20 protein-coding genes are annotated in these 20,129 nt (G+C 44.8%); 7 read left to right on the forward strand and 13 right to left on the reverse strand.

Going from position 1 to position 20,129, the window contains the following annotated elements; genetic code table 11:
* Positions 1-11: 11 nt before the first annotated feature.
* From L5L77_RS15835 to L5L77_RS15845, 3 genes are all read left to right on the forward strand, one after another.
* On the forward strand, positions 12-683 hold the full coding sequence (locus tag L5L77_RS15835) for a fumarate reductase cytochrome b subunit (protein WP_263186439.1): 672 nt from the start codon (positions 12-14) through the stop codon (positions 681-683).
* A 93-nt stretch (positions 684-776) separates the two neighbouring features.
* Positions 777-2,783 carry a fumarate reductase flavoprotein subunit gene (locus tag L5L77_RS15840; RefSeq protein WP_198573106.1) on the forward strand — a complete coding sequence of 669 codons (2,007 nt, stop codon included), beginning with the start codon at positions 777-779 and terminating at the stop codon, positions 2,781-2,783.
* Positions 2,783-3,514: a fumarate reductase iron-sulfur subunit gene (locus L5L77_RS15845; protein ID WP_113940800.1), complete on the forward strand. Its 732-nt coding sequence runs from the start codon at positions 2,783-2,785 to the stop codon at positions 3,512-3,514. The genes L5L77_RS15840 and L5L77_RS15845 overlap by 1 nt, the downstream gene beginning before the upstream one ends.
* 49 nt (positions 3,515-3,563) lie before the next feature.
* Here the strand turns inward: L5L77_RS15845 and L5L77_RS15850 are convergent, their stop codons facing one another.
* Together L5L77_RS15850 and L5L77_RS15855 are read right to left on the reverse strand one after the other, a co-directional pair.
* Positions 3,564-3,848: a putative quinol monooxygenase gene (locus L5L77_RS15850; protein ID WP_263176918.1), complete on the reverse strand. Its 285-nt coding sequence runs from the start codon at positions 3,846-3,848 to the stop codon at positions 3,564-3,566.
* Positions 3,845-4,867, reverse strand: a complete 1,023-nt coding sequence (locus L5L77_RS15855; RefSeq protein WP_263176919.1) for a zinc-binding alcohol dehydrogenase family protein — start codon at positions 4,865-4,867, stop codon at positions 3,845-3,847. The genes L5L77_RS15850 and L5L77_RS15855 overlap by 4 nt, the downstream gene beginning before the upstream one ends.
* Positions 4,868-5,001: 134 nt before the next feature.
* Between L5L77_RS15855 and L5L77_RS15860 the strand changes: the two genes are divergently transcribed.
* The gene (locus L5L77_RS15860) at positions 5,002-5,928 is read left to right on the forward strand and encodes a LysR family transcriptional regulator (RefSeq protein ID WP_263176920.1); all 927 of its coding nucleotides are present in this window, start codon (positions 5,002-5,004) and stop codon (positions 5,926-5,928) included.
* A gap of 55 nt (positions 5,929-5,983) precedes the next feature.
* On the opposite strand, the gene rho is transcribed toward L5L77_RS15860, so the two are convergent.
* Positions 5,984-7,249, reverse strand: a complete 1,266-nt coding sequence (rho, locus tag L5L77_RS15865) for a transcription termination factor Rho (protein ID WP_011787892.1) — start codon at positions 7,247-7,249, stop codon at positions 5,984-5,986.
* Between the two features lie 209 nt (positions 7,250-7,458).
* Complete coding sequence (gene trxA / locus L5L77_RS15870; protein ID WP_105250415.1) at positions 7,459-7,785, reverse strand: thioredoxin TrxA; 327 nt, start codon at positions 7,783-7,785, stop codon at positions 7,459-7,461.
* Positions 7,786-7,937: 152 nt separating this feature from the next.
* On the opposite strand from trxA, the gene rhlB reads away from it, so the two are divergent.
* The gene (rhlB, locus tag L5L77_RS15875; protein WP_063884693.1) at positions 7,938-9,254 is read left to right on the forward strand and encodes an ATP-dependent RNA helicase RhlB; all 1,317 of its coding nucleotides are present in this window, start codon (positions 7,938-7,940) and stop codon (positions 9,252-9,254) included.
* Positions 9,255-10,181, forward strand: a complete 927-nt coding sequence (locus L5L77_RS15880; protein WP_263223080.1) for an exopolyphosphatase — start codon at positions 9,255-9,257, stop codon at positions 10,179-10,181.
* A 66-nt stretch (positions 10,182-10,247) separates the two neighbouring features.
* Here L5L77_RS15880 and L5L77_RS15885 read toward each other — a convergent pair whose 3' ends face one another.
* The 8 genes from L5L77_RS15885 to pilB all read right to left on the reverse strand — a co-directional run bounded on the left by L5L77_RS15885 (position 10,248) and on the right by pilB (position 17,612).
* Positions 10,248-10,784, reverse strand: a complete 537-nt coding sequence (locus L5L77_RS15885) for a thioredoxin family protein (RefSeq protein WP_263223081.1) — start codon at positions 10,782-10,784, stop codon at positions 10,248-10,250.
* Between the two features lie 493 nt (positions 10,785-11,277).
* Complete coding sequence (gene mutT / locus L5L77_RS15890) at positions 11,278-11,670, reverse strand: 8-oxo-dGTP diphosphatase MutT (protein ID WP_198573100.1); 393 nt, start codon at positions 11,668-11,670, stop codon at positions 11,278-11,280.
* A gap of 78 nt (positions 11,671-11,748) precedes the next feature.
* Complete coding sequence (gene yacG / locus L5L77_RS15895; RefSeq protein WP_006083355.1) at positions 11,749-11,958, reverse strand: DNA gyrase inhibitor YacG; 210 nt, start codon at positions 11,956-11,958, stop codon at positions 11,749-11,751.
* A gap of 73 nt (positions 11,959-12,031) precedes the next feature.
* Positions 12,032-12,766 (reverse strand): cell division protein ZapD, encoded by a 735-nt coding sequence (zapD, locus tag L5L77_RS15900; protein WP_263142932.1) that lies wholly within the window; start codon positions 12,764-12,766, stop codon positions 12,032-12,034.
* A complete protein-coding gene (gene coaE, locus L5L77_RS15905; RefSeq protein ID WP_263223082.1) occupies positions 12,759-13,376 on the reverse strand; it encodes a dephospho-CoA kinase in 618 nt (205 codons plus the stop codon). Before coaE ends, zapD begins: the two co-directional genes overlap by 8 nt.
* Before the next feature lie 148 nt (positions 13,377-13,524).
* A complete protein-coding gene (locus tag L5L77_RS15910; protein ID WP_263223084.1) occupies positions 13,525-14,451 on the reverse strand; it encodes a prepilin peptidase in 927 nt (308 codons plus the stop codon).
* 39 nt (positions 14,452-14,490) lie between these two features.
* Positions 14,491-15,762, reverse strand: coding sequence for a type II secretion system F family protein (locus tag L5L77_RS15915; RefSeq protein WP_263223085.1), 1,272 nt, complete (start codon positions 15,760-15,762; stop codon positions 14,491-14,493).
* Positions 15,763-15,899: 137 nt separating this feature from the next.
* Positions 15,900-17,612 (reverse strand): type IV-A pilus assembly ATPase PilB, encoded by a 1,713-nt coding sequence (gene pilB / locus L5L77_RS15920; RefSeq protein WP_263223087.1) that lies wholly within the window; start codon positions 17,610-17,612, stop codon positions 15,900-15,902.
* An 820-nt stretch (positions 17,613-18,432) separates the two neighbouring features.
* Here pilB and L5L77_RS15925 point away from each other — a divergent pair.
* Positions 18,433-19,365, forward strand: coding sequence for an O-antigen ligase family protein (locus L5L77_RS15925; protein WP_263223089.1), 933 nt, complete (start codon positions 18,433-18,435; stop codon positions 19,363-19,365).
* Positions 19,366-19,417: 52 nt separating this feature from the next.
* On the opposite strand, the gene L5L77_RS22725 is transcribed toward L5L77_RS15925, so the two are convergent.
* Complete coding sequence (locus tag L5L77_RS22725; protein WP_317629714.1) at positions 19,418-19,861, reverse strand: prepilin-type N-terminal cleavage/methylation domain-containing protein; 444 nt, start codon at positions 19,859-19,861, stop codon at positions 19,418-19,420.
* Positions 19,862-20,129: the final 268 nt, after the last annotated feature.

The raw sequence follows: 20,129 nt of genomic DNA on the forward strand, positions 1-20,129 counted from the left end.
GAGGCGATAGGATGGCGATCAAATTAAATATTAAAAAATGGAGTGCTTGGCTGGATTTAAGCCAGAGTTTGTCAGGGGTAATACTCGCAGTCTTTTTGTGGACCCACTTAGTGTTAGTGTCATCGATTTTATTGGGTGCGGATGCCATGAGTTGGGTTGCTCGCACTATGGAGCTGAGTTTTCTGTCCGCTGATGGACACGGTTATCCTTGGGTAGTGACTTGTATTGCCATTGGTATTGCCATTTTGGCGTTAGTGCACGTGTTAGTGGCATTGCAAAAATTACCCATGAGTCTGCGTCAGCAAAGGGCTCTACGCCAACAAATGCAAGTGATCAACCACAGCGATACTCGCTTGTGGCGCTGGCAAGCCATTACCGGTGTAGTGATTCTACTGCTGTTGCCTGTGCATTTGTGGCTTATTGGCTCGGCTCCCGAAACCATTGGCCCTCAGGGAAGCGCCGATCGTATTTGGAATCAAGGTGTCTGGATGGTGTATCTGCCTTTACTGCTCACTGTGGAGTTACATGCAGCAATTGGCATTTACCGTGTGGCTTTGAAATGGGGCGCGGCGCGGGATCTCAACAACCGCAGTCGATTACGTAAGATCAAGACCATAGTGAGTGTGCTATTTGTCACTGTTGGCGTCGTCTCACTTCTGGCATTTTTACCCTACGCGAGTTAATTCCGCTTTTAATCAATGATTAAGTTAATCAGTGAATAGAATGTCGAACATAAAAAAACAGCACAAAACAATAGACCCCATTAAGGAGCAGGCGTGAAACTGATTTATACCGATTCATTGGTGGTAGGAGCTGGGCTCGCGGGCTTAAGGGTCGCTATCGCTTCGAAAGAGCGTGGGCTTGACACTTTAGTTTTGTCACTCATTCCTGCAAAACGTTCCCACTCTGCTGCCGCTCAAGGGGGTATGCAGGCGAGTTTAGGCAATGCAGTTAAGGGAATGGGCGATGATGAGGATGTGCATTTTCAAGATACGGTAAAAGGTTCCGACTGGGGCTGCGATCAAGATGTCGCACGGATGTTTGCCCATTGTGCACCTAAGGCAGTACGTGAGCTGGCCAATTGGGGCGTGCCTTGGTCTCGGGTGACTGCTGGCCCGAGGGAAGTGATAGTCAATGCGCAAAAAGTCACGCTACATGAGGCCCAAGAAGCCCATGGTCTTATCAACGCCCGTGATTTTGGCGGGACTAAAAAATGGCGCACTTGTTATACCGCCGACGGTACAGGTCATTCGCTGTTATACGCTATGGATAACAAAGCGATTTCCATGGATATTCCCGTCCATGAACGTATCGAAGCCTTGGCACTTATTCACGATGGTAAGCGTTGTCATGGCGTGATTGCTCGTTGTTTGATTACGGGTGAACTTAGAGCCTATGTGGCTAAGTCCACTACGATAGCCACTGGTGGTTATGGCCGAATTTATGAAGTGTCGACCAATGCGATCATCTGCGAAGGTATTGGCCAAGCGTTAGCATTGGAAACGGGCGTGGCAAGGCTTGGCAATATGGAGGCGGTACAATTCCATCCCACTGCCATTGTTCCCGTAGGCATTTTAACAACGGAAGGGTGCCGTGGTGATGGCGGCTTATTGCGCGATAAAGACGGTTATCGCTTTATGCCTGACTATGAACCCGATAAAAAGGAGTTGGCATCGCGGGATGTCGTATCGCGTCGCATGACTGAACATATACGTAAAGGTAAGGGCGTCGATAGCCCTTATGGCCCGCATTTGTGGCTAGATATTACCCTTTTAGGTCGCAAGCATATTGAAACGAATCTTAGGGAAGTGCAGGAAATTTGTGAGAATTTCCTCGGTATCGATCCCGCTAAGGATTGGATCCCTGTACGCCCAACTCAGCATTATTCTATGGGCGGTATTCGGACTAATGCCACAGGTGAAAGTCCGCAGCTTAAAGGCTTATTTAGCGTAGGTGAGGCGGCTTGTTGGGACATGCACGGCTTTAACCGTTTAGGCGGTAATTCGTTGGCCGAAACCGTGGTTGGCGGCATGATTATTGGTAAATATGTCGCCGATTTTTGTGAGAACAATAGCCTTGAGATCGACACTCAGCTTGCTGAACGGTTTATGCAGCAGGTGCAGAGTGAAATCGATGTGCTGGTCGAGGGTGATGGTCACGAGAGCGCCTTTGAACTCAAGCGCGAAATGCAGCGCATCATGATGGATTATGTGGGTATTTTCCGTAATGGCCCCGAGCTTGAAAAAGCGGTTGCCGAGCTAAAAGTGTTGCTCGAGCGTTCGCGTAAACTCGGGCTTAAGTGTAAAAAGCGTCACGCCAATCCTGAGTTAGTTGAAGCCCTGCGGGTCAAGCGTATGCTAAAAGTGGCGCTAACCGTAGCCTGCGGCGCTGCAGCGCGAACAGAGAGTCGTGGTGCCCATGCTCGTGAGGATTATCCGCAGCGAAATGATCGAGACTGGCTGAATCGCACCTTGGCCAGCTGGCCCGATCCCGATGCACTCGAACCTGTGCTTAACTACGAAGCACTCGATGTGATGAAGATGGAACTCCCGCCGGGTTATCGTGGTTATGGCATCAACAACGCCATAGTGCATCCCGATACCGAAAAGCGTGAACAGCAAATTGCCGAGATTTTAGCTGAGCTAGGTGATGATGCTGACCGTTATCAAAGGCAGCGGGCTCTTATGCCCTTTGAATTACCCGAGAGCTTACAACCTAATAACGAACGTTTAAGTGATACTTTAAAAAGTCCATCTGCCAATGCGTTAGGAGAAAAATCATAATGAGCCAAGGTCGCCAGTTAACCTTTAATATCTTTCGTTATGATCCGCAGGAGCCAAACGATAAGCCGAAAATGGTGCGTTATCAGCTTACCGAAACGCCGGGGATGACGGTATTTATCGCCCTTAATAAACTCAGGGAAGAACAAGATACTTCGCTACAATTCGATTTTGTTTGTCGTGCAGGTATCTGTGGTAGCTGCGCTATGGTGATCAACGGTTTCCCGACGCTAGCTTGCCGCACCTTAACGGCCAAATATCCTAAGGGCGAAATCACCTTAATGCCGCTGCCAGGTTTTGAGTTGATTGGTGATCTCTCGGTTAACACTGGTAAGTTTATGCGGGAACTGGCCGAACGCTTAAAGCTGTGGTTACACCCTAAGGCCAATGATATAAGCGTGCATCGGCTTGAAGATCCTATGGATCCAGATGAAGCTGCGCGTTTGTATGAGCTAGAGCGCTGCGTTGAATGTGGCGTATGTGTTTCTGCCTGTGCGACTAAACAAATGCGTGAAACTTTTGTCGGCGCTGTGGGCATGATGAAAATAGCTCGTTTTGAGATGGATAGCCGTGACGCTCGTACTGCCGAGGATTTTTACCATGTGATTGGCAATCAGGATGGCGTATTTGGTTGTATGACGTTACTCGGCTGTCAAGACAACTGTCCTAAGGATTTGCCACACATGCAGCAAATCGCGTATTTACGCCGCAAGATGGCCATGACTTTGATTTGATAAGTATAAATGATGAAAAGCGCCAACGTGTTTGGCGCTTTTTTGTTGATTAGCAGGCGTAGCTTTTGTGAATGTCAGCTTGATTGATTATGTCTGCGGTTTGAGCGACGAATGCTTGAAAGTGCGTACTCGCCATATGTTCATCCAGTGCGGCTTGGGATTGCCAAATTTCGTACATCCAGAAGATATTTTCATCATCTAATGAGTGATGCAGTTTGTATTCGATGCAGCCAGCCTCGGTATGAGTGTCTGTCACGAGTTGCTTGAGTATCTTAAATAGCGTATCGCTTTGGCCTTGATTCGCTATGATTTGAGCAAACACTGTTATTTTCATTGGTTAAAACCTTCTAAAACAATTTTACCGATCGCTTTGCCAGACTCTATCTGAGCGTGAGCTTTGATTAAGTTTTGGGCATTAATGGTGCCGTAGTGTTTACCGAACGTACTCTGTAACTCGCCTGTATCGATAAGGGCGCTTAAGCGGTTGAGTAAGTGATGTTGCGCAATCATATCCTCGGTCTGATAAAGGCTGCGGGTAAACATCAGTTCCCAGTGTAAGGATAAGCTTTTACGCTTAAGTTTCATCACATCTAATGGCCCCTTAGGATCATCGATTAATGCTAGTTTTCCTTGTGGCTTAAGCACTTGTACTATTTCATCAAAATGCTGATCGGTTTGGGTTAAGCTAATCACATGAGTCACATCAGTAATACCAATATTGGCAAGTTCCTGCGAAAGTGGCTTGGTGTGGTCGATGACAGCATCGGCACCAAGTTTGTGCACCCAAGCGGCGGATTCAGGACGAGATGCAGTGCCTATCACTTCTGCACCAGTGAGTTTTACTGCAAGCTGAGTGATGATTGAACCCACACCGCCGGCCGCACCGATAATTAAAATACGGGCGTCAGTTGCCGAACCATCTTGGGGTAAAGCTAAACGGTCGAATAAAATCTCCCATGCCGTAATCCCCGTTAAAGGTAATGCCGCGGCTTGGGTATAGGTTAAACTTTTAGGTTTATGGCCGACAATTCGCTCATCAACCAATTGATATTCTGCATAACTTCCACTGCGACTGATATCGCCCGCATACCACACTTCATCGCCAACGTTGAAAAGACTGGCTTTCTCACCAACGGCTTTGACGACACCGACCGCATCCCAGCCGATAATTTTGTATTCGCCTGCAGACGCTGAGCTAGATGCACGGATTTTTGTATCAACCGGATTGACAGAAATGGCTTTGATTTCCACTAAAAGGTCAAAACCTGTCGCAGTTGGCTCGGCTAGCGTGATGTTTTCTAATGCATTGGGCGCTGTGATTGCACCTGCTGTCTGGTAACCAATGGCTTTCATGTTTATTCCTCTGGGTGTACTTGCTGGAGTTTACTTGTTTGAGTGTACTTGTATCGTGTAGCCATTGTGTGGAATATTAGCCAAGAGATAAACAGGATAAAGTTTGTAATTTTTTCAAAGGATTTTTGATAATCATGCTAATTAATGATTTAGCTTTGTTCGTGCGAGTCGCTGATTGCGGCAATATATCTGCCGCAGCAGCCGAGATGGATATCTCGGCTGCTTCTGCCAGTGCAGCAATAAAACGGCTTGAGAAACAGCTCGATACTAGTTTATTTATCCGCACGACACGCAGCTTACGTTTGACTGTGCAAGGTGAGCGTTATCTTATTCATTGCCGACGTGCGCTAAGCGATTTAGCGCTTGGCGAACAGGCTATCGCCAGTGATAAAGGTAAAATATCTGGCACCTTAAGCCTGTCGGTTTCTTCAGACTTTGGCCGTAATCTGTTTGTGCCTTGGCTCGACGAGTTTTTGCTCGATTTCCCTCAACTGCAAGTGCGCTTGCACCTTGGCGACAATATCAGCAGTTTTTACCACGATAAAATTGATGTTGCCGTGCGCTATGGAAAACCGCAGGATTCTAACCAAGTGGCTTTCCCTATCTGCAGTGTTGATCGTGTCTTGTGCGCTTCACCTGAATATCTCGTCAAGTTTGGTGCGCTTGATTCATTAGAACAATTAGTTGAGCATAATTGCTTGTTTTATAAGTTAGATGATCGCACCCACGATCAATGGCTATTTAGGCGTGATGCTCAAGAATTCAAAGTGCGTGTCACGGGCAATCGTAGTGCTAATGATGCCGAGATTGCCCGCCGTTGGGCTGTGGCTGGCAAAGGGTTGGTATTTAAGTCGAGTCTAGATCTGGCCGATGACTTAATCTCAGGGCGATTAGTACGTTTGTTGCCTGAGTATCAGGGGGAGCCCGTCGATTTGTACTTAGTGTGCCCAGGACGTGAACATGTCACGCCTGTCGTGCTCTTACTACGGGAAATGCTCCGGCAGCGAACACAGGCTTTGAGTAAAAACTTGAGTAAAATATTAGCAGTGAAAAAATCTTAGATAACAAAAAAGCCGCATAATGCGGCTTTTAGTTTAGAGACTCACTGAGTGAGATTTAAGACTTAGTGCGTTTCATGGCGGTAAAGAACTCTTCGTTAGTCTTGGTCATCGCCAATTTATCGATTAAGAATTCCATTGCGCTGACTTCATCCATAGGATTGAGGATCTTACGCAGGATCCACATTTTTTGCAGTTCTTCTTGAGTCGTGAGTTTTTCTTCACGACGGGTACCGCTGCGGTTGAAGTCAATGGCTGGGAACACACGCTTTTCTGCCGCTTTACGTGACAAATGTAGCTCTTGGTTACCTGTACCTTTAAATTCTTCGTAGATTACTTCGTCCATCTTAGAACCCGTATCAACCAAGGCTGTGGCGATAATGGTCAAGCTGCCGCCGTGTTCGATGTTACGTGCCGCACCGAAGAAGCGTTTTGGACGGTGTAGAGCGTTTGCATCCACACCACCAGTTAACACTTTGCCCGATGACGGGATAACAGTGTTATAGGCACGGGCTAAACGGGTAATCGAATCGAGTAAGATAACGACGTCTTTCTTGTGCTCAACCAAACGTTTTGCTTTTTCAATCACCATTTCGGCAACTTGAACGTGACGGCTGGCTGGCTCATCGAAGGTTGATGCGATAACTTCGCCTTTAACGAGGCGCTGCATCTCTGTTACTTCTTCTGGGCGTTCGTCGATAAGCAATACCATCAACACCACTTCTGGGTTGTTGTAGCTGATGCTTTGAGCAATACCTTGAAGTAATAGCGTTTTACCGGCTTTTGGTGGTGCAACGATCAAACCACGTTGACCTTTACCAATCGGTGAGCATAAATCCAGAATACGCGCTGTAATATCTTCAGTTGAGCCGTTGCCGCGCTCCATACGCATACGTTCTTCTGCGTGGAGTGGAGTCAAGTTTTCAAAGAGGATTTTATTACGGGAGTTTTCTGGTTTATCGAAGTTAACTTCGTTGACTTTCAATAGAGCAAAATAACGCTCGCCTTCTTTTGGTGGGCGAATTTTACCAAAAATGGTATCACCCGTTCGCATGTTGAAGCGGCGAATTTGGCTTGGTGAGACATAGATGTCATCTGGACCAGCTAAATAAGAACCGTCTGAGCTGCGTAAGAAGCCGAAACCGTCTTGGAGTATTTCTAATACCCCACCACCGAAAATGTCTTCTCCACTTTTTGCGTGGGCTTTAAGGATTGAGAAAATAATGTCCTGCTTGCGAGCGCGGGCCATATTTTCGAGCTTCATATTTTCAGCTAGCGAGACTAGGTCAGAAATCGGCGTGTCTTTTAATTCAGTTAAGTTCATTTTGGGGGTCTTGTGTTACGCGACAAAGCTTACCGCGATCAATCAGTAAGGATGTAATTCAGGATAGTGATTGACGAGCGAGAAGAGGTTATTAGAAAGAATCTGGTTATTAAAGTAGCACTAACAAAGCGGGGCGTCCAGAAATTTAGGGAAATTCCGGCACAATTAATTTATAGCTTGTGCCGGAGGTCACTCATTACGACGTCAAATTAGATTTGAGCGTCGATAAACTCTTTCAATTGCGTTTTTGAGAGTGCGCCAACTTTAGTCGCGGCTAATTCGCCGTTCTTGAATAGCAGTAAAGTTGGGATGCCACGAACGCCATATTTCGCTGGAGAAACATTGTTTTGGTCAACGTTTAATTTAGCGATAGTCAAGCGACCTGCATATTCTTCAGACACATCGTCTAAAATTGGAGCGATCATTTTACAAGGACCACACCACTCGGCCCAGAAGTCTACCAATACTGGCAAATCAGACTTTAATACGTCGTTTTCGAAGCTGTCGTCACTCAGGTATATAATTTTATCGCTCATGATGTTCTCCAGTTTGGGTGCCATTGCTGGTTTGTTAATGGCTTACCATGTATATTGGGGCTGAAAAATAGCTTTTCAAGTTACCTTTTTACAATGTGGCTATTTCAAACGATCGAGTATCTTATTGCAACCTCAACAGGTAAGCTTGCGCTATGAGCGAAACACATCTATCTACCCAAAGGTTTGCCGACCTACCTCTACATCCTGAGGTTAAACAGGCCCTTGCCGAGAACGGCTTCGAATTTTGTACGCCGATCCAGGCGTTATCACTGCCTGTATTACTCCAATCAAAAGATATCGCAGGCCAAGCACAAACGGGCACTGGTAAGACAATGGCCTTTTTGGTCGCCACGTTTAATCATTTATTATCGACTCCCATACCTGAAGGTCGACTGATTAATCAGCCCCGCGCCATCATTATGGCCCCGACTCGCGAACTGGCGATTCAGATTGCCAAAGATGCGATTTTACTCGCTAAGCACACGCACTTAAAGGTGGGTATTGTTTATGGCGGTGAAAGTTACGATGTGCAGCGTAAAGTATTAGATCAAGGTGTTGATATCTTGATTGGTACAACGGGTCGAATTATCGACTACGTTCGCCAAGGTATTATTGGCTTGAATTCAATTCAGGCTGTGGTACTTGATGAAGCCGATCGTATGTTTGATCTTGGTTTTATTAAAGATATCCGCTTCTTATTTAGACGTATGCCTGAGGCAAATCAACGTCTTAATATGCTATTTTCGGCAACCTTGTCCATGAAAGTACAAGAGCTGGCTTATGATCATATGAATGAGCCCGTTAAAGTCGAAATCGCCCCCGAAGAAAAAACCTCCAAAAACATCAAAGAAGAAATCTTCTATCCTTCCCAAGAAGAGAAGATGCGTTTGCTGTTGACCTTGATTGAAGAAGATTGGCCAGAAAAAGCCATCGTTTTCTCCAACACTAAGCACAGTTGTGAAACGCTTTGGTCTTGGCTTGAAGGTGACGGACATCGCGTGGGTTTATTAACGGGTGATGTGCCACAGAAAAAGCGTATTCGTATCCTTGAGCAATTTACCAGTGGCCAGCTAGATATATTGGTTGCTACTGATGTTGCGGCTCGTGGTTTACATATTTCTGACGTTTCACACGTGTATAACTATGATTTACCTGATGATTGCGAAGACTATGTTCACCGAATCGGTCGTACGGGTCGTGCGGGTAACAAAGGCATGTCGATAAGCTTTGCCTGTGAAGAGTACGCATTGAACTTGCCTGCAATCGAAAGCTATATCAATCATTCGATTCCAGTAAGTAACTACGACAGTGAAGCTTTACTGGCCGATATTCCTACGCCAGCGAAGATCCACCGTAAACACCCTAGCGGCACTCGAAACTTGCGTGATCGTTCAGGGGCAAGCCGCCCAGGTGCTCAACGCAGTGGTGCTCGCCCTCCTCGTCATGATAGGACACGTAGACATTCGTAAATGCCAACACCCGCTTATGCCGCTATAACATTAGGCTCAAATAGTTTTAATATGCTGATCGCCAAAACGCGTGGTGGTCAGCCGCATATTATTGCGAAATATAAACGCAAGGTGAGGCTCGCCGAAGGCATAGGCAACGATGGCAAATTAAGCCCCGATGTCATGCAGCGCGGCCTCGACTGTTTGAGTATGTTTGCCCAGATGTTGGTGCAACATAAGATTGAAGCAAACCATGTTGCTGTGATTGCAACTGCAACTCTTCGCAGTATTAGCAATGCTGATGAGTTTAATCAGCGTGCATTGCCACTCTTAGGTCATCCGATCGAAATTATCTCTGGTATGCGTGAAGCAGAGCTTATCTATCAAGGTATGGTGGCGACCACTTGTGGTCAAGGCCGTCGCTTGGTTATTGATATCGGTGGGGCGAGTACAGAGTTTATCATTGGCGATGGGCATCAAGTGCTGTTCAAAACCAGTTTGCCCTTTGGTAGCGTGACTTATAATCGCCAATTTTTCAGAAGTTTGCCGCTGCAGCAGTTAGATTTCGATGATGCTAAGCAGCAAGTGCTAACCACATTAGCTGAGCATAGGCAAACCCTACGTGATCTAGGTTGGCATTGTGTCGTTGGTGCCTCCGGCGCTGTACAGTCCGTGGTAGAAGTGCTACTTCACCGAGGGTTATCTGAAACTATCACACTCGATGTGCTTACTCAGTTGAAGGCTGAGATCCTCGCTCAAGAAGATATTAGCTTAATGGGGATTGCAGGGCTTTGCAGTGAGCGAGCACCGACTTTTGCTGCGGGTGTCGCTATTTTATTGGCCTTGTTTGAGTTGCTGGGGATCGAGCATTTAGCCTTATCTGGCGGCGCGTTACGTGAAGGTGTTTTAGTGATGTTAGCTCAGCGGATTATTGACGAAGTCAGCTAATTTTTTATTGAAACATGATAAAAACCAAAGGCCGCGATGCGGCCTTTATTGTTTGTACTGTGGCGATTATTTCAATAAATCGGCGAGATCTTTTTCTAAGGAAACCGTTGGACGCTCTACGATGCGGCCAACTTCTTTACCTTGCTGCAGTACAATAAAGGTTGGAATGCGGGTAAAGTCGTATTTTGCGGCTAAGCCTTCGGGATCTTTTTTCGTTCGGTCGACACCAATATAGGTCACTTTAATATTGGGATTAGCGACTTCTTCCATAATACGGATAAAGCGTGGTGTTTCCCGGTGACAATCTGGGCACCAAGTACCAATGATCACTACAATTTCTGTAGGTTTAGTGATGCTTTTAAGTGGGGTGATTGCAGTGGTATCGACTTGATAGGTTTTATACCCTTCGGCAAACTCATTGAGATCTGTGACTAAATGTTGTGCTTCTACTATGCCAGTTAAAATCACTTCTTGTTTCTCCTCACTGCAGGTCGCAATTAAACCCTGTTGTTGTTCTTCAAATCCACAGCCACCATTGGCTAGTACCTGACAACTAAAAAATAAGGCGGTAGTGGCTAGGAATGCCTTAACGTTATTGTGCATGATGCGCCCTCGAAATCGAAGAGAAAGAATGAAATTCGATTCAAACATTATTCTGGATACGATTAAAGCGATTAATTGATTTGCTGCAAGCAAGATCACGCATTGCTAATATCTATACCCAAGCTACCTGAAGATACGAGTTTCAGAGCGCCTAGGGTGCTTCAATTCAAGGCGCATCAATGACAGAATGTCGGCCACCTTTTGAATTGATGCAACACGGAAGTGGAGTGCCCTAGGCGCTCCGTCTCGGCGTGTTTTAACGCACTTTATGCTGTGTTGATTATTTTTAACTTAGCCCGCTAGGTCTGCAAATAGCCGCCTTGCCTAAAGTGCGTAAAATTCCCGCTGAATCCTGCATCTTCAGGTGGTTTGGGTATGTAAGCTTAACGATCACAGAATTGCTTAGTTTGTGGAGTTAAGGCATTGAAAAATTTCATCCCCGAATCGCGATTCGGGGACAGAACACATTGAGAGGATAAGGTAAATTGCTGGATTACTGATCCAGAATTTTTTCAAGAATAGGCTTATTAGCTTCGGGGAAGTCGTAATTGGTTAAGTCGGTTTTAGTGACCCAAGCGATAAGCTGGCCTTCAAGGCCTTGGGCTGTGCCGTTAAATTCTGTGACTGAATGGATATCGAGTAGCACTTGTTTATCGGGATAGTCGAAACTCAACGCCATAAATGGCTGACTATCAGTGACATTGAGCGCGACTTCCTCTTTGAGTTCACGGATCAATGCCTGAGTGACAGTTTCGCCTGTCTCAACCTTACCACCAGGAAATTCCCATTTTCCACCTTGATGTAAATGATCTGGGCGTTTTGCCAACAGAATTTCACCGGCCGAGTTAGTAATAATGCCGACGGCAACATGGATTCGTTTAGTCATAATATTTATCGATTAATGAGTAGGAAAAAGTAAGTGCATTAAAGGCTTGAGCTGAGTGATTCGTGTGTAAACCCCAAATTACTCTTTAAAAAAATCGCCTTCATCGAGATCAAATTCATCAAATGCTTCTGGATCAAACTCGGCTTTGACTGGGATGACGTGTTTTTCTGACGCCCAATCACCGAGGTCGATCAACTTACAGCGCTCGCTGCAAAAAGGTTTAAATGCAGATTGTGGCACCCACTCGACAGGGGCTTTGCAAATAGGGCAGTTAACGGTCAATGGCATAATTGTTCTCTTGGTTAACGGCGATAAAGCGGCCGCTAATACTAATGTCTTTCAGGCCATTAGTGTAAAGGCTTCATGCACAGGTAGCCAGTAAGAAATCAATTGAACGGTCGGAGTGGCGTTGTTGTTCAAACTGCACAAAATGGATAGCGAAACGGTTTTTATGGCCGCTAATCGTAGGATAACACCCGTGGGAAGCATCGACTTTAACCCTTACCAAAGCAAGTGCTTGGGCACTGTCACCTTGATAAAAGCCAGCATGGGCAACGGCATTGTCGTAATGGGCTGTACTGCGGGTGAGTTGGAGTAATAGTGTGATGGGGGTGAGCAAAGGTTCGAAATGCGTTATCCAAGAGCGATAATCGTGCTGTTTTTCTTCCCAAGGTTTAGATAGCCAATAATGCAGTTGCGGTAGGTCGAAGTTACAGCAAGCACCTGGCATGCCGAAGCGTTGTCGTAGTGCGGAAATAAATTTGTCTTGTTTTAATTGGCTGCCGAAGCGTTCAGGCTTTTGTAACGGTTCGCGGGCTTGGGTGAGGGCGTTGATATAGATATTGATTTGCTGGTGGTCGACGTGATCTAATTCTTGCCATTTGTTCAGTTGCAGCAAGTGCCGCTCAATATCTTTTAATACTTCATTGCGATAATCGCAGCGTTCAGACAATTCACAGAGGGAAAACAGCGGATAAAAACATCTATGTTGGTGGTCATTGCTTAGGTTACTTTGCAGCTGTTTATCGAGGTATTCGAGCCGCAAGTAGCTGCGAATTTTCTCGTTTAGGGGCTGTTCGTAAACTAATTCAGTCATGGGCGTTATGAGTACCAGATAGTTGTAAATAGCGTTGGTGCAATGCTAGCACCTCTCGTTTTAAGGTTGATATCTCTCCCTGATTATCAATAATGTCGTCGGCTCGGGCGAGTTTTTCGCTGCGGCTCAATTGGCTGTTAATGATGTTATTTACTTGAGATGCATCAACATTGTCCCTTTTTATGGTGCGGCTGATTTGCAACTCAGGCGAAATATCCACCACTAAAGTCCGATTGACTAACCTATCTAACCCGTTCTCAAATAGCAAGGGCACGACCATAATTACATAGGTCGAGGTTGCTTTTTCTACCTGCGCTAGCATTTCTTGGCGGATCATGGGGTGCAATAGCTGGTTTAACCATTCACGTTCTTCAGGGTGGCTAAATATCCGTTGCCGCAGTTTGGCGCGATCGAGTTCACCTTCTGGCGTTAACATCTCAATGCCAAAATGGCTAACGATGGCCTCAAGCCCTTTTGAACCCTGAGCGACAACGTCGCGGGCAACGATATCGGCGTCGACTAAGGTAATGCCTTCTGCGGCGAATAAATTGGCAACAGTCGTTTTACCGCTACCAATCCCACCCGTTAAACCAACAATAAATTTAGACATAAAACTCTCTTAAAAGCTATGAAGGACGCTATGCTGCTAGGACGGACTTCGTCCTTACAGTCTACGGAACGGGCTTCGTCCTTACGGTAAGCGAAGCGTTCAGTGAGTGAGCTTGCGAACGTTCCGTTATCCTTAAGTGAAGCCTGTTCTATAACGTACTTAAGTACCAATCCACTATAGGTTGACCCCATATTAGGGCTATCCAGCCTGCGGCAGCAATATAAGGCCCAAATGGGATGGGATTACCTTGTTTGAGGCGTTTACTGACAATCATGGCGATGCCAACCACTGCGCCAACGAGGGACGAAAGTAAAATCACCAGCGGCAGCATTTGCCAGCCGAGCCAAGCACCGAAAACGGCGAGCAGTTTAAAGTCCCCATAGCCCATGCCTTCCTTGCCTGTGAGGATCTTAAATAGCCAAAAAATGGACCACAAGCTTAAATAGCCAGCTGCCGCACCGATAATGGCATCGGTTGGACTCGCAAAGGTATGATTTAGATTGATGATCAAGCCGAGCCAAAGTAACGGTAACGTCATTTGGTCGGGGAGCAGCATCTCATCAAGATCGATGCCAGTAAGTGCGATAAGTACAAATGTTAGTATGCTCGCAAAGACAAATTGCCAGCTTGGACCAAAGTGCCACGCTAAAGTCGCAACAAGTAGCCCTGTGATGAATTCAATTATTGGGTAGCGGGCGGAAATGGGGGCGTGACAAGCAGCGCATTTTCCCTTGAGCATTAACCAGCCGAATACAGGTAAATTATGCCAAGGTTTAATCGTCGTTTTGCACTTAGGGCAAGCAGAGCCCGGCACCACAAGATTATATTTTTCGGGGAAGCTATCTATAGGTTTATTGAGTTTATCAATACCGATTTGTGTGACTATCTCAGCGTGGTATTCCTGCAAATACTGATTACATTCTTGCTGCCACTCCCGTTTCATCATCACAGGAAATCTGTGGATCACTACGTTTAAAAAACTGCCTATGGTGGCGGCAAAAATAAAGCTTAGCGTAATAAAGAGCCAAGGACTCTGGTTTAGAGACTGGCCCAAAAGGGAGATAAATTCTGACATTTGATGTTCTTATTTATATTTTGAGGATGAGAAATTAAACTAGCCGCTAACAACTTTACCCATCTGGAAGATAGGTAAGTACATAGCAACAATTAACCCGCCAACGACAGTGCCGATTACCACCATCATAATCGGTTCTATCAGACTTGATAAGCCATCAACAGCATCGTCTACCTGCATTTCATAGATGGTTGAGACTTTATTAAGCATGTTATCTAGCGATCCGGATTCTTCGCCTATCATCACCATCTGCACTAACATATCGGGGAAGAGCCCTGTGGTTTGCATCGCGACATTCATTTGCATCCCCGCCATTACCTCTTGGCGAATATTCAATATTGCTTTGCGATAAACGGCATTACCCGATGCGCCAGCGGCAGACTCTAAGCCATCAATTAACGGCACACCCGCGGCGAAAGTAGTTGCTAAAGTACGGGCGAAACGTGCCATCGCCCCTTTGTGTAAAATTGGTCCAATGGCTGGGATTTTAAGTACGGCTTCGTCGACTCTATCTCTCACCATTTGCGAGTTTCGGTGCGCGCGTACAAACAAAAATATGCCGCCGACAATAGCGGCTAAAAAGATATACCAAGAGGATTGTAAGCCGCGGGAAATATGCAGTACCAGTTGCGTAAAGGCGGGCAGTTCTGCACCAAAGCCCTTAAAAATATCTTCAAACTGCGGCACCACAAAAAGAAGTAATAAAGCTGTAACTAAAATAGCAACGATTACAACCGCAGCAGGGTAAAACATAGCCTTCTTAATTTTTGATTTGAGTGCTTCTGATTTTTCTCTGTAGGTTGCGACGCGATCGAAAACCAAGTCGAGTGAACCTGAGTGCTCACCCGCGGCGACTAAGTCTACATATAGTTCGTCGAAGTAACGTCTATGGGGGCGCATGGCATCGGATAAGGGAATACCCGATTGAATGTCGGTTAAAATAGTACCCAGTAATTCCCGCATTTTAGCTTTTTCATGGCCACGGCCGAGTAGTTCAAATGTCGTTACCAAAGGAACGCCTGCTGCCAACATAGTCGCGACTTGACGGGTCATCATGGCTATATCCATAGGGGTGATGTTGGCTTCACCTAACTTAAATAGTGGAGATGACTGCTTACGAACGCTCTTAGGGTTTACTCCTTGGGATTTAAGCTGGCTACGGATTTCGGCTGCGGTTGCACCTCTAAGTTCGCCTGCCGTTTTTTTGCCGTCGCGATTTACGCCTTTCCATTCGAAGGTATAGATTTTGGGCTGGCTTTTTTGCTCGTTTTTCTTAGTTCGAGACTTTCTTGTTGTCGTTGCCGTAGCCATAAATTATCCCTGTAAATAAATCGTTCTAGATTTCTAGTTAACTGAACGCTGTGCTAGCGAAATAGTTTGGACTCTAAGATTCAAATATACGAGTAGTAATACGGTATTGCCTAAATTTTAGATATAAAAGATTGGATTTAGCCAAAACTGGTTACGCGATTGACTTCTGCAATACTAGTTACGCCATGAATTACTTTCAATAATCCTGACTGACGCAAATCCCGCATTCCTTGCGCTTTAGCTTGGGAGGCGATTTGTAAGGAGTTACCGCCTTCCATGATAGTACGCGCTATTTCATCGGACATCTTCATCACTTCGTAAATACCAACCCGGCCTTTATAGCCGCCGGAGCAATGCTCGCAGCCCACAGGTTTAAAAGTGGTAAAACCCTGTGTAATTTGTGCTTGGGCAAAACCTAAACGTAATAGTTCGTGCTCAGGGATGATTTCAGCCTGCTTACATTCGGGGCAAAGTCGACGTGCTAAACGTTGGGCAATAATCAGGTTAACTGAGCTGGCGATGTTATAACCAGGTACGCCCATATTGATTAAACGAGTCAAGGTTTCGGCTGCCGAATTAGTGTGCAAGGTCGATAGCACTAAATGACCCGTTTGTGCCGCTTTAATGGCAATTTCGGCGGTTTCAAGGTCGCGAATTTCACCCACCATCACTACATCGGGGTCTTGGCGCAGGAATGAGCGTAAAGCTGAGGCGAAAGTCAGGCCAGCTTTTAAATTAATGTGGACTTGGTTTACACCCTCAAGGTTTATTTCTACCGGATCTTCGGCAGTTGAAATATTGCGCTCTTCAGTATTGAGAATATTTAACCCTGTATAGAGGGAGACGGTTTTTCCTGAGCCTGTTGGGCCGGTCACTAAAATCATCCCTTGGGGTTTTGCTAACATCTCAAGGTAAAGTTTTTCTTGGTCGGGCTCGTAGCCGAGCTTTTCAATGCCCAATTGTGCGGAGGAAGAATCCAAGATCCGCATTACAATTTTTTCGCCCCATAAGGTCGGTAGAGTGCTGACCCGAAAGTCGATGGACTTAGTGCGGGAAAGTTTCATCTTGATTCGGCCGTCTTGTGGCACGCGGCGTTCGGCGATATCAAGTTTCGACATTACCTTTAGCCGCGCCGATAAACGATTTGCAAGGCTTATAGGGGGTTCGGAAACTTCGTGTAAAATACCGTCGATGCGAAAACGAATTCGGTAGCGCTTCTCATAGGGTTCAAAGTGTAAATCCGAGGCACCTTTACGGATAGCATCGGTTAGAATTTTATTGATATAGATAACAATAGGTGCATCATCGCTACTCTCACCTGCTGACTCTTCATTGCGTCTGTCGGTATCTGTTATTTCAATATTGGCTAGAGCTGCTTCATCCATACCGCCTAAATCTAGGCCGCTAATATCTACTTCGAGAATTTTTTCTAGTGCTTTGGCGAGTTTATCTTCTTCAACTAGAATCGCTTCGGCGTGCAAGCCTGCACTAAATTGGAAATCTTCTAGGGCGGCAATATTGGTCGGGTCGGATGTGCCTATATAGAGGCGATTTCCGCGTTTAAACAAGGGTAAGCAGCGATGTTTTTCAATCAGTTTCTTATTAAGGAAATCTTCTGGAATTGAAACAAGATCAAATTCATTGAGGTCGAGTAGTGGCGTGCCATATTCCTCGTAGCAGAGTTCGGCAATAGCACGTGCTGAAACCAGTTTACTTTGAACTAAAGTACTGACTAACGCTTGCTTATTTTGACGGGATTTTGTGATGGCGTTAGCCATCTGCTCTTCATTTAGCAGACCTTTGCGAATAAAAAGCGTCGACAGCCCTAAGTGAAGGCCTGTAGATGGCATAACACACTCCTATCTTGATACAGTAGTTCATAATAGCGCCAAAAAAAACATTTGTCATATATAATAAAGGCTCCATAATTGCAGAAAAATCATGTTCATCATAGAGATGCGGTTTAATGTATATGCTGTCGCGAGCGGATACCGTTAATTTCTATGATTGGATCTTCATTAGTATTTTTATTGGGTGCATTTAAACATCGATTTTTATTATTTTATATGAGTAAAGTCCTTTTTTAAAAATATATGTTCCTTTTAAAATCAATAATATTATTTTTAATAATCATTGCGATGTTATAAGTCGCCAATAAGGATGTTCAAGTTGATACTCTCTCACGCTTTTTCTCGAATAATACTTTTTTTATTTTTTGCCATCTTTTTTATGGGTTCTCTTCTTTCGGGCTATCTCAGTGGTTTCGCTGGACTGAGTAACACTTATGACCTGAAACGTATTTTAGTTATCGTATTTGTGATGGTTGCTATGGTGTTGCTTTCATACAGAAAATCTGTACCGATAGCTATACTTTCTCCTTACACATGTTGGGTTGTCTGTGTAATATTGATTTTGGGTTTTATTTCTGCATTAAATAGTAAACACACATTTTGGTCATTGATTGAGTTAGCCAATTTTTTATTGTTGTTCTGCTTGTTTTATATCGTCGGTGTACTGATTGCGGATATAGGAAAAACAGTTGTACTGCAATGTTTTTTTTGGTTTGCATTATTTTTTTCGGTTTGTTTTTCAGTTAAGTTTTTTTTGCTACTGCTTTTTCATGCCTTAGATGCTAATCGGCCCGATGTGCATTCTTTAGTTGCTGGCTTTATGAATGTCAGATTTTTCAATCAGTTGCAAGTTATGCTGATGCCACTATTGTGCTTATCTTTTTATATTGAACAACTCAAGAAATATAAGCAGGCAGCCATGTTGGCCTTTAGTGTGTTGTGGTTAATCTTGCTGCAATCAGAGGCTCGCGGGGCATTACTCGCAATGGTGGTGGCAGCTTTTGTTGTGTATAGCTTTTTACCTGTCGACCTGCGTAAAGCGTTTATTCGTCCAATTATCAAGGCTGTGGCTTTAGGCACGCTTTTGTGGTTAGTGTTGATCATTATTATTCCACTGTTTATTTTTGATAGCCAAATTTGGCAGCTAAGAACCAATAGCTCAGGTCGCATTGGCATGTGGATTTATATTTTGCAAACGATCCCCGAACATGTTTGGTTAGGTCACGGGCCAATGAGTTTTGCATGGGCAGAAGCAAGACCTTTGCCTAATGCCCATCCTCATAATGCCTTACTACAGGTTTTATATGAGTTTGGTGTATTTGCGTTTATCTTGCTGGTAAGTTGGTCGCTGATAAAATTATGGTCAATATTAAAGCGGCTTAAATTATTAGTGGCAGAGTCTAGTGAACATTTGGCCGAAAAACCACAAAGCTGCATTAACAAAATCCCCGACACAGACTCTGGCAGAGACACGGACACAACCGATATTGTGCTGGTGTTTGCACTGTGCGCGATATGGATTTATGCCATGTTTGATGGGGTAATTGTGATGCCATTATCCCAAGCATTGTTAGTCGCGTTATTGGCGCTTAATTGTCACCAATATCAACCGCGAGCAATAGCACTGCCATTAAAAGTTACTTTGGTGGCGACATTGATAACCTGTAGTGCACTGTTAATCACTAGCCTTGGTGATGAAGCCCTAGATAAGCAACTGTATCCGCGATTATGGTTAACTGGGATAATTAATTGATATAAATAAAAAAGCCCCAAAAAGGGGCTTTTAGAAATATGGTGAGATTTGATTAGCTGCCAGCTTTAGCGCCAGAACCCTTCTCGCAAAGCTCATTATCGGCAGTAGCTTTGCCTTTTGCTGTGTACTCAACGCTACCATCTACATCAATAATACCTGCAATTGTGCACTTATCACCAGCATAAGTAATTGTTGATTTAACTCCTTTTGTTACTGTGCCAGTAACTTTAGCACCTGCAGCGCCGATGTTTGTTGCCACGGTTGTACAACCAATATCAGAGGTAACACAAGCTGAAGCTGTTGATGCTAATCCACTCACGGCCTTCATACCAGCACCCGCATCTGCAGTTGTCACGTAGTCTTTGTATGCTGGTAATGCGATCGCAGCCAAAATACCGATAATGGCAACTACGATCATTAGTTCGATCAGGGTAAAACCCTGAGCTTTTTTATTTAATGCTTTGTTTAATCTTTTGTTTAAATGCATGGCCTTCATTTTTCTCTCCAGCTAACTATTTAGTGACTTACTGTGGTTGAATAGAGTGTTTAACCTAACCGCTGTTTTACTCTATAAATTGTTTTATCTCATCAAACTTTATTACTCATTTATGTCAATAAAATCATTTATATGATCTATGTAACATTAACAGTACACCGATGATCTTGAATGACCCATGTGTAATGACTCATGCTGATTTATCCAAGCTAGCTTTGCTAAATTAGCACTAAGTTAATGCTGGGTTAGCGCTTGTTTGAATAAATTG

Source organism: Shewanella sp. SM29 (assembly GCF_025654245.1).
In the GTDB taxonomy this organism is placed as follows: domain Bacteria; phylum Pseudomonadota; class Gammaproteobacteria; order Enterobacterales; family Shewanellaceae; genus Shewanella; species Shewanella oncorhynchi.